Below are 12,995 nucleotides of genomic sequence, written 5' to 3' on the forward strand. Positions count from 1 at the left end.
CCCGGGATGAGGCGAAGTGACCCACTTTCCCGGGCCCTTGGTCCCGGGTGCGTAGGGACCCCGGGACGCGACGACGCCCGGCCCCGCGGAGGGACCGGGCGTCGCGTGGACCTGCTGGGTCAGGACAGCGTCTCGAACGCCGGCAGGTTGCGCTTCATGACCTTGCCGGTGGGGTTGCGCGGCAGCTCGTCGAGGAACATCACCGCACGCGGCACGGCGAACCGGGCGACGTGCTGCTTGGCGTAGTCGACGACCTCGTCCTGCGAGAGCTCCTCGCCCTCGCGGACCACGACGTAGGCGGCCAGGCACTGGCCCCACTGCGGGTCGGGGATGCCGGTGACGACGACGTCCTGGACCTTCGGGTGCTCGATGAGGGCGTCCTCCAGCTCGCGCGGGAAGACGTTCTCGCCACCGGAGATGACCATGTCGTCGTCGCGGCCGGCGACGAACAGGCGACCCGCCTCGTCGAAGTAGCCGAGGTCGCCCGAGTGCATGAGGCCGTCGCGGAAGTCCTTCGTGCGGCCGTCGGTGTACCCGGCGAACATCATCGAGTTGCCCACGTGGATCACGCCGGTCTCGCCCTGCGGGACCTCGCGGCCGTTCTCGTCGAGCACCTTCACCACGGTGTGCCACGGCACGCGACCCGCGGTGCCCGGCGCGTCGCGCAGGTCCTTGGGGCCGGCGATCGTGACCCAGCCGGTCTCGGTGGCGCCGTAGAAGTTGTAGACCGAGTCGGTGAACGTGTCCATGAAGTGCGTGGCCAGCTCGCCGGCCAGGGCGGAGCCGCTGGACGCGGTGATCTTCAGGCTGGAGACGTCGTGGTTCTTGATGACCTCGGGATCGGCGTCGACGAGGCGCTGCATCATGAGCGGCACGACGACCAGGACCTCGGCCTTGTACTTCGCGATGTCCCGGATGACCTGCTCGGGCACGAAGCGGCGGCGCAGCACGTAGGTCGGGACGGTCGAGAGGCCGAAGCCGAAGTTCAGCAGGCCCCACGAGTGGAACAGCGGCGCCGCGACGACGACGGTGGAGTTGCCCTCGTACGGGATCGCGCCGAAGTAGGTCAGCAGCGGCTCGAGGTTCTCGGGCTCCTTGCGCTTCGCGCCCTTGGGCAGGCCGGTGGTGCCCGAGGTGAAGATGACGATGCTGCCCGGCTTGGCCGGCTTGGGGTGGTCGGCCGGCGAGAGGCCCTTGGCCAGGCTGCCCAGCGTGGGCAGGCCGTGGGTCTCGTCGTCCTCCCACGCCACGACGATCGACTCGCGGTCGATGTCGGCGGCGACGGGCAGGAACTCCTGGTCGAGGATGACCATCTTGGCGCCCTCGCGCTTGACCAGCTCGGTGAGCTGGCCGCCGCTGGCCATCGTGTTGAGCAGCAGCATGCGGCCGCCGAACTGGGAGATCGCGACCATGGCGATCACCATGTGGCGGTGGTTGCGGCACAGCACCGCGATCGGGTCGCCGGGGACGAAGCCCTTGTCCTTGAACGCCTGCGTCAGGCGGTTGATGGCGTCGCTCGTCTCGCGCCACGTCAGCTGGCCGGCGTCGTCGATGATCGCGACCTGCTGAGGCTTGCGGGCGGCCGCGGCGCCGACGGCGGACGGGAATCCGGGACCCCACGAGGCGAGCTTCTTGCCTGCCTTCACCAACCGGACGGGGTTCTGGGCCTTCAGCAGCCCGATTCGCCGCAGCACCTTCAACTTGTAACCGAGGTCGCCCATCTTCTCTCCGAATCCTGTGTGTACCGGCAGGTAATGTGACGAAGGTTACCAGCGGGTCACTTGATCGCGTCAGGGACTTGTCCAAGATGCGGCGGGTTCGCCCTCGAATCGCAGCGCGGATTCGCGCCCGGTGTAACTCCGGGTGACCCCACCGGTGGCGAAAGTCACTCGAATCCCAGCGGTTTCCAGATACTTCGGGAATGTCGCCGAAAGCCTCGCCCCGGCGTCCGCCCGCGCGCAGGATGGGTCGGGTGGGACGCGTGGCGCGTCCCGGGAACGAGGTCGACGTGACGCACCGGGTGGCTGTCGTGACGGGCGGGGCGAGCGAGACGGGGCTGGCCACCGCACGCCTGCTGGCGCGCGACCACCACGTCGTGCTCAGCGACGCGCGCGGCGAGCGGCTGGTGCGCGCGCTGGACCGCCTGGACTCCCTCGGCGTCTCGGCCGAGTCGATCGTCGCCGACGTCACCGACCTGCACTCCGTCGAGGCCCTGATGCTCGCGGCGCGCGAGGCCGGCCCGGTCGCCTCGGTCGTCCACGCGGGTGGCACCGCCGAGCCCGCCGACTCCCCCGAGGCCATCGTGCGCGCCCGGGTGCTGGGCACGATCAACGTCACGGCCGCCACCCTCGCGGTCGCCGGGCTGGGCACCACGCTCGTCCACGCCTCGTCCTCCGCCGCGTCGGCGCTGCCCGTGCTGCCGCGGTGGGTCTTCCGGCTCGCGCCGGCCGACCCGGAGGGTCTCGTCGCGACCCTCACGCGCCTGGCGACCCTGTGCCCGGCACGGCGCGCGCCCGCCGCGGCCCATGCGATCAGCAGCAGCTTCCTGCTGGGATACACCGCCCGGATGGGCGAGGTCTTCGACTCCTGCGGCGCCCGGCTGCGCTCGACCCCGGCCGAGTCCGTGGTCGAGCTGTGCCGCCACGACCTGGTCGCCGCGGCCTGAGGTCAGCCGCTGCGTCGTGCCAGCATCACCCGGTGGAACGGCGTCGTCGCCACCGTCTCGCACGAGGCGAACCCGGCGCCGGTGACGATCCGCGCCACCCGGGCGGGCCCGGCCTGGGTGCCGATCGCCGCCCGGCCGTTCTGCGACAGCGACGCCGGCGTGCACAGCAGCGTCGAGAACCCGTAGTAGGCGCGGCCCACCGGGTTGAAGTTGTCCTGCGGCGCGTCGCCCGCCATCGGCTCCACGATGAGCCAGCTCCCGCCGTCGGCGAGCAGGTCGAGCACGTGGCGGGCCGCCCCGGCCGGGTCGCCCATGTCGTGCAGGGCGTCGAACGTGGTGACGACGTCGAAGCCCTCACCCTCGGCCTCCGCCGCGAGCGAGGTCTCGAACGACGTGTTCGCGTCGACCCCGGCCTCCCGCGCCCGCTCGCGCGCGACCTCGATCGAGGCCTCGTGGTAGTCCGAGCCCACGAAGGTGGAGGCCGGGAACGCGCGCGCCATGAGGACGGTCGACGCGCCGTGCCCGCACCCGATGTCGGCCACCCGCACGCCCCGGCGCAACGGCTCGTCGAGGCCCGCGGCGGGCAGCCAGGCGTCGACCAGGTACGCCTGGTACGACGGCGCGAAGAACCGCTCGCAGCCGTCGATCACGTCGTCCCCGTGCTCGTGCCAGCCGACGCCGGCGCCCGAGCGCGCCGCGGCGGCCAGCCGGCCCGCGTCGGCCACCGTGCCCAGCGCGATCTGGAAGAGCCCCGGCAGGTACGCAGGGCTCGACGCGTCGGTGAGCGCGACTGCGTGCTCGGCCGGGAGCGTGAAGCGGCCGGACGCCTCGTCGTACTCTAGGAAGCCGCCGGCGGCCTGGGCGTGGCACCACTCGCGGGCGTAGGGCTCGGCCGTGGAGGTGCGCTCGGCCAGCTCGGCCGCCGTCAGCGGTCCGTGGTCGGCCAGGGCCCGGTACCAGCCGAGCTCGTCGCCGAGCACGACGAGCGCCGTGTTGAGCGTCGCGCCGACCTCCTCGACGGCACGGAAGACGAATGCCATGAGGCGGTCCTGGTCGATCGCGGGGGTGGTCTGCTGCGTGGTCATGATGATCTCCTGAGGGGTGCGTCCGGGGGCTCCCTCAGCATGCGTTCGCCCCGGCATCGCAGGCTGATCCGGTGCTAAAGTCCGATAAGTGGAGCTGATTCGATCGGTTTCCTCGCTGCGGGTGCTCGCGGCCCTCGACGGCGCCGACTCGTTCTCGGCCGCCGCGGACGACCTCGGCATGTCGCAGTCGGCCGTGAGCCAGCACATCGCCTCCCTCGAGCAGCAGGTCGGCCTGGCGCTCGTGCAGCGCGGCACGCGACCCGTCGACGTCACTGTGGCCGGCCGGGTCCTCGCGTCCCATGCCAACGCGGTGCTCGCGCGCCTCGACGCGGCCGGCCTGGACCTGGCCGAGCTCGCGGGCGCCCATCACCGGCGGCTGCGGGTGGGCGGGTTCCCGACCGCGCTCGCGACCTTCGTCCCGCGGGCCCTCGCCCTGCTGGCCAGCCGCCTGCCGGGGGTCACCTTCACGGTCGTCGACGACCACCTGCAGGGACTCGTGCCCCGACTGCTGAACCGCGAGCTCGACGTCGCGCTCGTCTTCGACGACGCGTCCGACCCGTGCCTCCCGGGTCCCGACGACGGCCTCGAGCTGACCCCGCTCTTCCGCGACCCCTACCGGCTCCTGCTGCCGCGGGCGCACCCGCTGGCGGGTCGCGACGGCGCGCTGGCGCTCGCCGACCTCGAGCGCGAGACGTGGGTCGGGGGTGGGCCGGCGAGCACGTGGTTCCAGATCGTGCGTGGTCACTGTCGCGCCGCGGGCTTCGAGCCGCGCGTCGGGATCGCCTCGGACGACTACCTCGCGGTGCAGGCGTTCGTGGCGGCCGGGCTGGGCGTCGCCGTGGTGCCCGGGCTGGTCGCCTCGCGGCGGATCGCGGGCGTCGAGGTCAGGACCCTCCACGGCCCGACGCCCACCCGCGAGGTGCTGGCGGCGTGCCCCGTGGACCCGTTCCGGCCGGCCGCCGCGACGACGATGGTCGAGCTGCTCCAGCAGGTGACGTCGAGCCGCTCAGCCGACTGAGGCTGCGACGCGCGGCAGCACATCCTGCGCCAGCCGCGTGAGCTGGCGCGTCTCGTCGCCCACGGGCCAGAAGTGCACGCGGCGGCAGCCGTGCTCGGCGTAGGCGCAGAGGAGCTCGGCGCAGGCCTGCGCGGATCCGACGCACACCCGGCCCCGCAGCGACTCGGGGTCGCGCCCCAGGGCCGGCGCGAGCAGTCCGGTGAGCACCCGCTCGGCGATGCGCTCGTCCTCGGTCACCCACGTCCACATCGTCACGAGGGCGTGGGGTGGCTCCTCCCGACCGCGACGGGCGCACTCCTGCGCGAGGGCGCGCCGGGCCGCGCCGAACTCCGCGGGCGTCGTGTGGAACGCCGAAGCGAGCCAGCCGTCGGCCGCGCGCGCGACCCGGTCGATCCCGGCGAGCGCGCCCCAGCTGGCCACCCAGAGGGGCAGCCGCGCGCGCGTGGGGTCGGGCTCGAACTCCGTGCGCAGCACGTCGAGCGCGGCATCGAAGCGCGACCAGCGCTCCTCCCAGGCGATCCCCGCGAGCGCGTAGTCGGCGCGGGACGAGCCCGGACCGGCCCCGGCGACGACGCGACCGGGCGCGAGCCGCTCGAGGGTGAGCATGGCCGCCGCGTACGACCGCGGTCCGCGCAGCACCGGCAGCGCGGCGGTCGTCATCAGCTCGAGCGAGCCGGCGCGCGGCGCCGCGGCCGCCAGCAGGACGAGGCCGTCGGCCCACGGGCTCGGGAACGTCAGGTGGTCGTTGGCCGAGATCCCGGCGAACCCGAGGTCGCGCGCGGCGTCCACCACCTCCGCGAGGTGGGCACCGTCCAACGGCGTCGCGGTGAAGTCGATCTGGGGCAGGTGGACACCGGCATCCACCCCTCCACGATGGCACGCGCCGGGCTCGCCAGACCTTCCCCACTTGTGGAACGCGTTGCACCGTTCCGCGCGCAGAAAGCGTGCATCCCGTTCCAAAAGTGGAGAGGGACGGGGCTGCGGCCCCTTGGGGTCAGCCGCGCTTCTTGAGGTCGCGCCCGATGACGAGGCGCTGGATCTGGTTGGTGCCCTCGAAGATCTGCATGACCTTGGTCTCGCGCATGTAGCGCTCGACCGGGAAGTCCTTCGTGTAGCCCGCGCCGCCGAGGACCTGGACGGCGTCGGTGGTGACCTTCATGGCGTTGTCCGTCGCGACGAGCTTGGCGATCGAGGCCTGCCGCGAGAACGGGCGGCCGAGGTCGCGCAGGCGCGCGGCGGCGAGGTACGTGGCGCGGGCGCTCTCGACCGCCGCGGCCATGTCCGCCAGCAGGAACGTCAGCCCCTGATGGTCGATGATCGGCACGCCGAACGCCTCGCGCTCCCGGGCGTAGGCGACCGCCGCGTCGAGCGCGCCCTGGGCGACGCCCGTGGCGACCGCGGCGATGCCGAGGCGACCGGAGTCCAGGCCGGCCAGCGCGATCGCGAGGCCCTGACCCTCGTCGCCGAGGCGCCGCTCGACCGGCACCCGCACGTCGTCGAACAGCATCGTGGCCGTCGTGGAGCCCATCAGGCCCATCTTGTCCTCGGGCACGTCCGCCGTGAGGCCCTCGGCGTCGGCGGGCACGAGGAAGCACGTGATGCCGGCCTCGGCGCGGGCCATCACCTTGTAGTAGTCGGCCTGGCCGCCGTGCGTGGTCCACGCCTTCGCGCCGCGGATCACGTAGTCGTCGCCGTCGCGCTTCGCGGTGGTGCGCATCGCCGCGGGGTCGGAGCCCGCGTGCGCCTCGGACAGGCAGTACGCGCCGAGCAGCTCGCCCCCGAGCATGTCGGGCAGCCAGCGCTGCTTCTGCTCGGGCGTGCCCGCGTGGTCGAGGCCGAAGCAGCTCAGCGCGTGCACGCTCGTGCCGACGCCGACGCTGGCCCACGCCGTGGCGATCTCCTCCACGACCTGGAGGTAGACCTCGTACGGCTGGCCGCCACCACCGAGCTCCTCCGCGTACGGCAGCCCCAGCAGGCCGGCGCGGCCGAGCGTGCGGAACACGTCGCGCGGGAACGTCGCCGACCGCTCGTCGGCGTCCACGCGCGGGCGCAGCTGGTCGTCGACGATCTGGCGGGTCAGGGCGATCAGGTCGGTCGCCTCGTCGCTGGGCATCACGCGCTCCACGGCCACGGTGGGTCCTCCTCGGTGTGTCGGCACCTCCAGCATGGACCACCGCCGGAATGGTTGGATCAGGACATGGAGATCACTGGAGCATCAGCCATCGTCACCGGAGGCGCCTCGGGAATCGGCGCCGCCGTCGTCCGCCAGCTCGCCGCGAAGGGCGCGCGCGTGGTCGTCGCGGACCTCAACGACGACGCGGGTCGCGCGCTCGCCGACGAGGTCGGCGGCGTGTTCATCCACGTCGACGTCACCGACACCTCGCAGATCGAGACGGCGGTCGCCGCCGCCGAGGAGCTCGCGCCGCTGCGCGTGCTGGTGAACTCGGCCGGCATCGGCTGGGCCCAGCGCACGGTCGGCCGCGACGGCTCGTTCGAGTCCGCGCACGACCTCGACGCGTACAAGAAGGTCATCGCGATCAACCTGATCGGCACGTTCGACGCGATCCGCCTCGCCGCCACCGCGATCGGCCGCACCGAGCCGCTGGAGTCCGGCGAGCGCGGCGCGATCTGCAACCTCGCGTCCGTCGCGGCGTTCGACGGGCAGATCGGCCAGGCCGCGTACTCGTCGTCGAAGGGCGGCGTGGTCGGCATGACCCTCCCCGTCGCGCGCGACCTCGCGGCGATCGGCGTCCGCGTCAACACCGTCGCCCCCGGCCTCATCGACACCCCCATCTACGGCGAGGGCGAGGCGGCCGAGCAGTTCAAGGCCAAGCTCGGCGAGTCGGTCAACTTCCCGAAGCGCCTCGGCCACCCCGAGGAGCTCGCGAGCATGGTCGTCGAATGCGTCACGAACTCGTACATGAACGGCGAGACGGTCCGCGTCGACGGCGCGATCCGGATGCCCCCGAAGTAGGTCGTCCCGGGAGGCGAGCACGCAGGGGCCCCGGCAGGATGGGCCCATGCGCGCTCTCCTTCTCATCGACCTCCAGGAGGACTTCTTCGACCCGCCGCCGCTGGCGGAACAGCGCTCGGACGTGGTCCGCGCGGTGCAGCGCTGGGCGGACTGGGCCCGCGACCACGACGTGCCCGTGATCGAGGTGCGCACGGTGCTGCCGGAGGACAAGTCCACGTGGGCGCTCAACATGCGCGAGGACGACCAGCCGGTGGTGCTCGAGGGCACGCCGGGCGCCGAGACGCTGACCGAGCTGGACCTGCGTCCCGACGTCGAGATCGTCAAGCGGCGCGACGACGCGTTCCACGGCACCGACCTGCTGGACCGGCTGCACGCGCTCGACGTGGACGAGCTGGTCGTGGGCGGCGTGGTGACCGAGGCCTGCATCGCGATGACCGCGGCCACGGCCTACGCCCACGACCTGCGCGTGGTGATCGCCGAGGGCGCCGTGACCTCGGCCGACCTCGACGCCCACGAGGCGGCGCTGACGTGGCTGCGCGAGCAGTACCGCCAGGACGTCGCCTCCCCCGAGGACCTCGACGACTGAGTCAGCCACTCCGCTGAGGAGCGGTGAGAGGTCAACCCTTCCCGCCGAGCGGCGGTGAGTCACCACCCGAATCGGGCTGCCATGAGGTTGACCACTCACCGCTCTGCCAGCCAAGCGGCGGCGCCAGGTCAGGCGGCGGCGCGAGCGGCCGTCGAGCGCCGGGTGTCACGGATCGGGCCCGACCGGTGTCTTGATGTCGGACGACCTCGCCGAGGTCCGATGAAGGAGACACCATGCCCAGCACGTTCCGCATCCCCGCCGCCCCGATGGACTCCCCTGCCGCGCGCGTCGTCAGCGCCGCCGCGCGACGGATGTACGGCCGTGTGCCCGACCTCGTGCCCGTGCTGTGGAACCACCGCAAGGTGCTGCGCGCCGTCCTGGCGTGGGAGCGCCGCGTCGCCACGTGGGACGCGCTCGACCCGCACCTGAAGTCCTACGCCGTGATGGCCTCGGCCGCGAGCATCGGCTGCAGCTGGTGCCTCGACTTCGGCTACTACCTCGCCCACGACGAGGGCCTGAACGAGCGCAAGGTGCGCGAGGTCCCGCGGTGGCGCGAGTCGGACGCGTTCACCGACCTCGAGCGCGACGTCATGGCCTACGCCGAGGCGATGACGGCGACCCCGCCGACGGTCACCGACGAGCAGGTCGCCGGGCTGCGCGCGGCCCTGGGCGAGCAGGCGCTCGTCGAGCTCACGATGATGGTGGCCGTGGAGAACCAGCGCTCGCGCTTCAACATGGCCGCCGGCCTGGCCAGCCAGGGCTTCAGCGACGTGTGCGAGCTGCCGCTGGCGGACGTCCGGTGACGTCCGTCCTCGACGAGTTCACGGCGCACCGCGCGCTGCTGTTCACGGTCGCCTACGAGATGCTCGGCTCGGCCGCCGATGCCGAGGACGTCGTGCAGGAGACGTGGCTGCGCTGGAGCGCCGACGACCGCGAGGACGTGCAGGAGCCGCGCGCCTACCTGGTCCGGATCGCGACGCGGCTGGCGCTCAACCGGCTGCGCACACTGGCCCGCCGGCGCGAGTCGTACGTGGGTCCGTGGCTGCCCGAGCCGCTCGTGACCGCGCCCGACGTCGCCGATGACGTGGCCCTGGCCGACTCGGTCTCCACGGCGATGCTGCTCGTGCTCGAGACGCTCGGCGAGACCGAGCGGGCGGTGTTCGTGCTGCGCGAGGTCTTCGACGTGCCCTACGAGGAGATCGCCGCCGCCGTCGACCGCACGCCCGCCACGGTGCGGCAGATCGCCCGGCGGGCGCGGGCCCACGTGGCCGCGCGGCGTCCTCGCGTGGAGGTGACGCCGCGCGAGCGGACCGAGGTGGTCGCGCGGTTCCAGCGCGCGATCGCCGAGGGCGACCTCCAGCAGCTGCTGGACGTCATCTCCCCCGACGTGGTGCTGGTGTCCGACGGCGGCGGCAAGGTCAGCGCGGCGCGGCGCCCGATCGTGGGGCGCGACAAGGTGCTGCGGTTCCTCGCGGGCGTCATGCCCGACGACGTGGTCGTCGAGGCGACGTGGATCAACGGCGAGCTGGGCCTCATCACCCGCGAGGCCGGCGCCATCACCGCGATCGCGACCGCGGTGGTGCAGGACGGAGTCGTCACGACGATGCACATCGTGCGCAACCCCGACAAGCTCGGGGCGACCGGCCCGGTGCCGCTCACCCGGGGCTGAGCGCCGCCTCGGGGCGAGCGTCAGGCGTCGTCGTCCTCGCCCTCGTCGCCCGGCCCGCCCGTGCCGGGGTCGTCGGGCGTCGGCAGGTCGGGCACCCCTGCGGGGCCCTCGACGCCGGGCACGGTCTCGGTGCCGGCCTCCTGCTCGTTCCCGCCCGGCTCCGAGACGCGCTCGTGCTGGGGGTCCACGGTGAGCTCGTCGGCCAGCTTCTCGGCCTTGCCCTCCGCCTGGTCACCGCTGTTCGGCGTGCTGTCCATGCTGTCCTCCTTCGGTGGCGCGGTGCAGCAGCAGGACGGCGCCGCCGTCGAGCTGCCGGCTCTCGGCGATCGTGAGACCGCGCTCGGCCGCGTCGGTCTCGAGATCGCGTCCTTGTCCCTCGTCGCGCAGCTGGAGCAGGCCGACGCCGCCGCGGCACAGGTGCCGGGCGATCACGGTCAGGCACTCGCGGGCGAGGTCGAGTCCGTCGGCGCCGCCGTCGATCGCGGTCAGCGGGTCCTCCGGGAACAGCGCGACGCCGTCCGAGGTCAGGTACGGCGGGTCGGCGATGATCAGGGGGAACCGCTCGTCGGGCTGCAGCGCCTCGGACATCGGGCCGTGGCGGATGTCGGAGTCCACGCCCCAGGCCCGCGCGTTGCGCGACGCCCACACGCACGCGTGCAGGTCGGCGTCGACCTGCACGAGGTGCCGATCGGTGCCGGCGACGGCGAGCAGGCCGATGTGGCCCGCCCCCGCGCACACCTCGAGCACGGGCCCGGCCGGCACGCGGTCGAGCCACTCGCGGGCCCACTCCGACTGCGCCTCCGTCCAGGGGCGGGGCGTCAGCACGCGCTCGTCGTAGCCGATCGACCGGCCGCCGAACGTCGTCGTGCGCGGTTCGGGCTCGGTGGCCTGGAGCATCAGAAGACCGGCTTTCCGCCGGTGACGCCCAGGACGGTGCCCGAGACGTAGCTCGCGTCCGTCTCCGACGCCAGGAACACAAACGCCGGGGCCACCTCGGCGGGCTGGCCCGCGCGTCCCAGCGGCGTGTCGGAGCCGAACTGCTCGAGCTTCTCCACCGGCTGGGTGGCCGGCTGCAGCGGCGTCCAGATCGGACCGGGCGCGACCGCGTTCACGCGGATGCCCCGCGGACCGAGCTCGGCCGCGAGGTTCACCGTGAGGTTGTTGATCGCGGCCTTGGTGGACGCGTAGTCCAGCAGGCTCGTCGAGGGCTCGTACGCCTGGATCGAGGTGTTGTTGATGATGCAGGAGCCCCGGCTCAGGTGCGCCAGCGCGGCCCGGGTGAGCCACAGCAGCGCGAGCACGTTGGTCGTGTACGTGCGCTCGAGGCGCTCGTCGTCCATCTGCTCCAGACCCTCGTCGCGCGCCATCTGGTAGCCCGCGTTGTTGACCAGGATGTCCAGGCCGCCGAGGCCGTCGTGGGCGTGCGCGATCACGCGGTCGCACGTGGTGCTGTCGCGCAGGTCGGCCTCGATGGCCAGGCACGTGCGACCGGCCTCCTCGACGAGACGCGACGTCTCGCGGGCGTCCTCGACCTCCTCGGGCAGGTAGGTGAACGCGACGTCGGCGCCCTCGCGGGCATAGGCGATCGCGACGGCACGGCCGATGCCGGAATCGCCACCGGTGATGAGCGCCTTGCGGCCCTCGAGCCGACCGGTGCCGACGTAGCTCTCCTCACCGTGGTCGGGCACGGGCTCCATCACGTCGGTGCGGCCCGGAGGCTCCTGCTGCTGCGGCGGGAAGCCGCTCTGTTCCTCACTCATGGGACTCTCCTTCGTCGTCGAATCGGGTCCTGATCGCCTGGTGGGTCGCGTCGCACCAGGGCAGCGACGCGGACTTGCCGCACCGGCACACGGCGCTGACGGGTCGCTCGGTGCGGTGGATCTCACCGTCGGGGGCGCGCACCCCGATGTCCCCGCGGATGAGCAGGGGTCCGTTGGGGCACACGCTCAGGTCGACGCGGCGCGACATCAGATCCCCCACTTCTCGAACATCGCCGTGGCGAACCGGCTCTCCTGGTCCAGGCACGTGAAGACGCCGAACGCGACGTCCTCGGCCAGGTGCGGCTCGGCCTCGACCAGCGCGCCGGCGATGAACCGCGCGGCGGTCTGCTCGTGCACCGCGTCGGCCTCGACGTGCTCGTCGTAGTAGGCCGCGATCTCCTCGGGCAGGCCCAGCCGGCGCAGGCCGCGCGCCATCCGGCGCGACGGTCCCGAGCTGGAGGCCTCGAACGCCACGAGGTGGCCCACCGAGGCACCGCGCAGGCGGCGCTGCAGGCCGAACATCGTCAGGGTCACGTTCATCTCGAGGACCTCGACCGGCACGTCGTCGATCGCCGCGCCCTCGCGGGTGTCGAGGCCGAGGGCGCGCATGCCCTCGGCGAACAGGTGCGCGTGCAGCCGCTCGGGTCGGCCTCCGCCGTACTCGTCGTACTGGAGCTCGGCCAGTGCGGCGCGCGCCGGACCGGGCAGCCGCGGCACGGTCCACGCGGTCGGGTCCGCCTCCTTGAGGTGGTAGATCGAGCGGTACCAGAGCAGCTCGCGCACCTGCTCCTCCGTGGCGGACCGCTGGACGTGCGCGGCCAGCGACGGCCCGTCGTCGGCCCGGACGTACTCGAGCAGGACGTCGGGGTCGGCGGACTCGGGCAGGCGCCCCACGGCGCGCTCGCGCAGTCGCGCCTCCAGGTCACGCTCGACCTCGTTGCGCACGGCGATCAGCTCGGGCGTCCACTCCGCGTCCTGCACGCCGGCGAAGCCGCGGTGGTGCAGCTCGTGGGCGATCCACGCCGTCAGCAGGCCGTCCTCCTCGCTCGACGGGCGGATCCGCGGGATCCGGTCCCACGGCATCGCTCCGGTGAGGGCCGCGACCGTCGCGGCACTCAGGTCGCCGCGAGGCTGCGGCAGGGTCGACGTCGTCGGTCCGCTGCCGGTGATGACGGCTGATGGCATCCGTGGTCCTTTCGATCTGCACCAGGGGGACACGGTGGGGGTACCCGCCGAGG

At 73.0% G+C, this 12,995-nt stretch carries 15 protein-coding genes; 6 read left to right on the plus strand and 9 right to left on the minus strand.

All coding sequences use genetic code 11. The features are described from left to right. Nucleotides 1-119: 119 nt before the first annotated feature. A complete protein-coding gene (locus ACK99Q_RS16590) occupies nt 120-1,721 on the minus strand; it encodes an AMP-binding protein (RefSeq protein WP_410187206.1) in 1,602 nt (533 codons plus the stop codon). Between the two features lie 260 nt (nt 1,722-1,981). On the opposite strand from ACK99Q_RS16590, the gene ACK99Q_RS16595 reads away from it, so the two are divergent. Next, a complete protein-coding gene (locus ACK99Q_RS16595) occupies nt 1,982-2,665 on the plus strand; it encodes an SDR family NAD(P)-dependent oxidoreductase (RefSeq protein ID WP_410187207.1) in 684 nt (227 codons plus the stop codon). 2 nt (nt 2,666-2,667) lie between these two features. On the opposite strand, the gene ACK99Q_RS16600 is transcribed toward ACK99Q_RS16595, so the two are convergent. Beyond that, the gene (locus ACK99Q_RS16600) at nt 2,668-3,750 is read right to left on the minus strand and encodes a class I SAM-dependent methyltransferase (RefSeq protein ID WP_410187208.1); all 1,083 of its coding nucleotides are present in this window, start codon (nt 3,748-3,750) and stop codon (nt 2,668-2,670) included. 88 nt (nt 3,751-3,838) lie between these two features. Here ACK99Q_RS16600 and ACK99Q_RS16605 point away from each other — a divergent pair, with 88 nt between their 5' ends. Then, the gene (locus tag ACK99Q_RS16605) at nt 3,839-4,768 is read left to right on the plus strand and encodes a LysR family transcriptional regulator (protein WP_410187209.1); all 930 of its coding nucleotides are present in this window, start codon (nt 3,839-3,841) and stop codon (nt 4,766-4,768) included. On the opposite strand, the gene ACK99Q_RS16610 is transcribed toward ACK99Q_RS16605, so the two are convergent. Both ACK99Q_RS16610 and ACK99Q_RS16615 read right to left on the minus strand, forming a co-directional pair. After that, on the minus strand, nt 4,757-5,632 hold the full coding sequence (locus ACK99Q_RS16610; protein ID WP_410187210.1) for an LLM class flavin-dependent oxidoreductase: 876 nt from the start codon (nt 5,630-5,632) through the stop codon (nt 4,757-4,759). The two genes, ACK99Q_RS16605 and ACK99Q_RS16610, sit on opposite strands and share 12 nt — an antisense overlap. Before the next feature lie 130 nt (nt 5,633-5,762). Then, nucleotides 5,763-6,899 carry an acyl-CoA dehydrogenase family protein gene (locus ACK99Q_RS16615; RefSeq protein WP_410187211.1) on the minus strand — a complete coding sequence of 379 codons (1,137 nt, stop codon included), beginning with the start codon at nt 6,897-6,899 and terminating at the stop codon, nt 5,763-5,765. Nucleotides 6,900-6,965: 66 nt separating this feature from the next. On the opposite strand from ACK99Q_RS16615, the gene ACK99Q_RS16620 reads away from it, so the two are divergent. From ACK99Q_RS16620 to ACK99Q_RS16635, 4 genes are all read left to right on the plus strand, one after another. Next, entirely contained in the window at nt 6,966-7,742 is a 777-nt protein-coding gene (locus ACK99Q_RS16620) for an SDR family NAD(P)-dependent oxidoreductase (RefSeq protein WP_395487122.1), read from the plus strand. 46 nt (nt 7,743-7,788) lie between these two features. After that, nucleotides 7,789-8,328 (plus strand): cysteine hydrolase family protein, encoded by a 540-nt coding sequence (locus ACK99Q_RS16625; RefSeq protein ID WP_410187212.1) that lies wholly within the window; start codon nt 7,789-7,791, stop codon nt 8,326-8,328. Between the two features lie 233 nt (nt 8,329-8,561). Then, on the plus strand, nt 8,562-9,131 hold the full coding sequence (locus ACK99Q_RS16630; RefSeq protein WP_410187213.1) for a carboxymuconolactone decarboxylase family protein: 570 nt from the start codon (nt 8,562-8,564) through the stop codon (nt 9,129-9,131). Then, nucleotides 9,128-9,997: an RNA polymerase sigma-70 factor gene (locus ACK99Q_RS16635; protein WP_410187214.1), complete on the plus strand. Its 870-nt coding sequence runs from the start codon at nt 9,128-9,130 to the stop codon at nt 9,995-9,997. Before ACK99Q_RS16630 ends, ACK99Q_RS16635 begins: the two co-directional genes overlap by 4 nt. Nucleotides 9,998-10,017: 20 nt before the next feature. Here ACK99Q_RS16635 and ACK99Q_RS16640 read toward each other — a convergent pair whose 3' ends face one another. From ACK99Q_RS16640 to ACK99Q_RS16660, 5 genes are read right to left on the minus strand one after another with little or no spacing between them, the layout of a single operon-like run. Next, a complete protein-coding gene (locus tag ACK99Q_RS16640; protein WP_410187215.1) occupies nt 10,018-10,254 on the minus strand; it encodes a hypothetical protein in 237 nt (78 codons plus the stop codon). Next, a complete protein-coding gene (locus ACK99Q_RS16645; RefSeq protein ID WP_410187216.1) occupies nt 10,229-10,894 on the minus strand; it encodes a methyltransferase in 666 nt (221 codons plus the stop codon). Before ACK99Q_RS16645 ends, ACK99Q_RS16640 begins: the two co-directional genes overlap by 26 nt. Then, entirely contained in the window at nt 10,894-11,757 is an 864-nt protein-coding gene (locus tag ACK99Q_RS16650; RefSeq protein WP_410187217.1) for an SDR family oxidoreductase, read from the minus strand. The genes ACK99Q_RS16645 and ACK99Q_RS16650 overlap by 1 nt, the downstream gene beginning before the upstream one ends. After that, nucleotides 11,750-11,965 (minus strand): CDGSH iron-sulfur domain-containing protein, encoded by a 216-nt coding sequence (locus ACK99Q_RS16655; RefSeq protein ID WP_179425699.1) that lies wholly within the window; start codon nt 11,963-11,965, stop codon nt 11,750-11,752. Before ACK99Q_RS16655 ends, ACK99Q_RS16650 begins: the two co-directional genes overlap by 8 nt. Then, nucleotides 11,965-12,942 carry an iron-containing redox enzyme family protein gene (locus ACK99Q_RS16660; protein WP_410187218.1) on the minus strand — a complete coding sequence of 326 codons (978 nt, stop codon included), beginning with the start codon at nt 12,940-12,942 and terminating at the stop codon, nt 11,965-11,967. The genes ACK99Q_RS16655 and ACK99Q_RS16660 overlap by 1 nt, the downstream gene beginning before the upstream one ends. Between the last annotated feature and the right edge of the window lie 53 nt (nt 12,943-12,995).

The organism is Aeromicrobium sp. MLTX1, from assembly GCF_046452335.1.
Taxonomy (GTDB): Bacteria; Actinomycetota; Actinomycetes; order Propionibacteriales; family Nocardioidaceae; genus Aeromicrobium.

Coding starts and splice junctions, on each gene's coding strand:
- ACK99Q_RS16630 (WP_410187213.1), top strand. CDS start 8,562: ATGCCCAGCACGTTCCGCATCCCCGCCGCCCCGATGGACTCCCCTGCC.
- ACK99Q_RS16645 (WP_410187216.1), bottom strand. CDS start 10,894: ATGCTCCAGGCCACCGAGCCCGAACCGCGCACGACGACGTTCGGCGGC.
- ACK99Q_RS16600 (WP_410187208.1), bottom strand. CDS start 3,750: ATGACCACGCAGCAGACCACCCCCGCGATCGACCAGGACCGCCTCATG.
- ACK99Q_RS16640 (WP_410187215.1), bottom strand. CDS start 10,254: ATGGACAGCACGCCGAACAGCGGTGACCAGGCGGAGGGCAAGGCCGAG.
- ACK99Q_RS16650 (WP_410187217.1), bottom strand. CDS start 11,757: ATGAGTGAGGAACAGAGCGGCTTCCCGCCGCAGCAGCAGGAGCCTCCG.
- ACK99Q_RS16590 (WP_410187206.1), bottom strand. CDS start 1,721: ATGGGCGACCTCGGTTACAAGTTGAAGGTGCTGCGGCGAATCGGGCTG.
- ACK99Q_RS16620 (WP_395487122.1), top strand. CDS start 6,966: ATGGAGATCACTGGAGCATCAGCCATCGTCACCGGAGGCGCCTCGGGA.
- ACK99Q_RS16625 (WP_410187212.1), top strand. CDS start 7,789: ATGCGCGCTCTCCTTCTCATCGACCTCCAGGAGGACTTCTTCGACCCG.
- ACK99Q_RS16655 (WP_179425699.1), bottom strand. CDS start 11,965: ATGTCGCGCCGCGTCGACCTGAGCGTGTGCCCCAACGGACCCCTGCTC.
- ACK99Q_RS16660 (WP_410187218.1), bottom strand. CDS start 12,942: ATGCCATCAGCCGTCATCACCGGCAGCGGACCGACGACGTCGACCCTG.